2 protein-coding genes and 1 pseudogene are annotated in these 1,721 nt (G+C 46.7%); 1 reads left to right on the top strand and 2 read right to left on the bottom strand.

Annotated features, from left to right (window positions below; all coding sequences use genetic code 11):
• The coding region (locus L5M38_RS24090) for a hypothetical protein (RefSeq protein ID WP_263180542.1) at positions 1 to 182 on the top strand (182 nt) is incomplete at its 5' end.
• A 641-nt stretch (positions 183 to 823) separates the two neighbouring features.
• On the opposite strand, the gene L5M38_RS24085 is transcribed toward L5M38_RS24090, so the two are convergent.
• A complete protein-coding gene (locus L5M38_RS24085; RefSeq protein ID WP_011711661.1) occupies positions 824 to 1,300 on the bottom strand; it encodes a DM13 domain-containing protein in 477 nt (158 codons plus the stop codon).
• Between the two features lie 217 nt (positions 1,301 to 1,517).
• Positions 1,518 to 1,721 (bottom strand): annotated as a pseudogene (locus L5M38_RS24080) (Cd(II)/Pb(II)-responsive transcriptional regulator); the annotation flags it as partial.

Raw genomic sequence — 1,721 nt, 5'->3', positions numbered from 1 at the left:
ATCGCCAATGTGGAAAGGGCAGCTCCGCGCTTGAGCAGCATGCGGCGGGATGGGTGTTGCGGGTCAGATTGGCTCATTGTTCAGCTCCTAGATTGTGGTGTTGGGCCACATTAACTCGGATGCACATTGCCGTAAGCAATACTTTCGAAAAGTACGGAAGATCAATCGAGGGAATTGCCTAGGAAGAAGGCTCTGAGCGGAGGTGGTAAGGCTTACGTTGGTTTTTGGTTCCATTGCTCCCCAAACCCCCACCTCATCTTCTTGTAGATCAAAGTGTTTGTGCAGTAGTGCCACGCCAAATCTGTCTATGCAGTTGTGCTTTTTCAATATTTCAAATATTTCATTTAGACATGGCAGGTCCTCATCGTCTATGGGTCTAACATTGTCGATATGGTTAATTTCACCCCACAGTAAAGAAATCATTTTATTTATCTCCACTATGAACGTTTAACTAGCGAAATGTTACAGATTTAATAGGGGTCTTAGTCTGCGAATCTTCATGGGAGACGGGACTAATCAGAGCCCTCGCTCTTGGATAACATTAGACGCTCGCGCGCAAAATTCCACCCATTCCGATAAGGCGGCGTATAGAGCCTTAGCGGCATCTGAGGTTGGCGCGTACTTATCTCTGTCGCAAGCCCATCTGGTGAACCGCTTCAGGGTATGCAGGCATCGTAGTCAGTGTCTGAGGGTCGGTTGAGGTCAATTTTGACTTCAAGAATCTAGACGTGGAGGGGAGGCCTCATGCCCGGCAAGACTTTAATTTCCATTGGCATGAGGCGCATGTTATTCGTGAACAGGCAAGATCCAAGTTTAAGCTTGTTTACTGATATTTTGCGGAGCCGATGAACTTAGAGAAATGCTCGCACCATATTTGGACCGTTGTAAACTCGTTGACGTTGACGCTTGCAGGAATGGTTTTCTTGAAATTCCCGAAGTTTTTCAATTCGCCAATCAGAATTGCTTCTTTCTTTATGTCCAAAAACGATTCTTTGTCGGTGGCTTGTTTCTTTGTCAGGTAAATTTTGTAGTCTGGACCAGGTGCTACATCACCTTTAAATACAATTTCGTTATCCGTAACAAAAAGTTGTCCATTCGCCCAGTGAAGGGCGTCGCTGCCTTTCTGATCTTTCTTGAACTCTCCGCTATACTTTGCCACCTTTTGCACTTCTTCAATTTCGGCGATGGTGGCGTTTTCTTGTGCTGTCAAAATCGGAAGTATATAGATCCCTAGCCCAACTCCCGCGCCAAACAGAGCCAGGTGGGACGCGAGCAGAATTATTTTTAATTGCTTTTTCATGGGTTGCCTCATGCAGTGAGTTATTTGGTGTGTCCATCACAATCCATTAGTTCGAACAGGGTGCGGTATGTGCTGATAGCGATATTGTTAGTGGGGTGCTAGCTTAGCTACCATGACTGTGTTGGATGAATGACAGGTGTAAAAATAGATGTCTCTTACGGTAACTGTCAAGGGGGTCGCCTCAGAAAACGGAAAATAAAGCACGCTAAGCCCTTACTTACCCAGATGTTTGACTGTTCGTGGCACTTTCGCCATGGCAATTGCAATTGCCCAACCCTTGCAAAATGCCGCACGCCTCTACAGATCGAGAGCCAGAACACTTCTCGCGCAAATCAACCAAGTGCCGTTTTAACTGCAACAGCGCGGACACACGCATTTCCACCTGTTGAATATGGGCCTCCAGCAGCGTGTTGACCTCCCC

This window comes from Shewanella sp. SM101, from assembly GCF_025654465.1.
GTDB lineage: Bacteria > Pseudomonadota > Gammaproteobacteria > Enterobacterales > Shewanellaceae > Shewanella > Shewanella oncorhynchi.
Note: the sequence above shows the minus strand (reverse complement) of the source record. Positions and strands in the feature narration are given on the sequence as shown.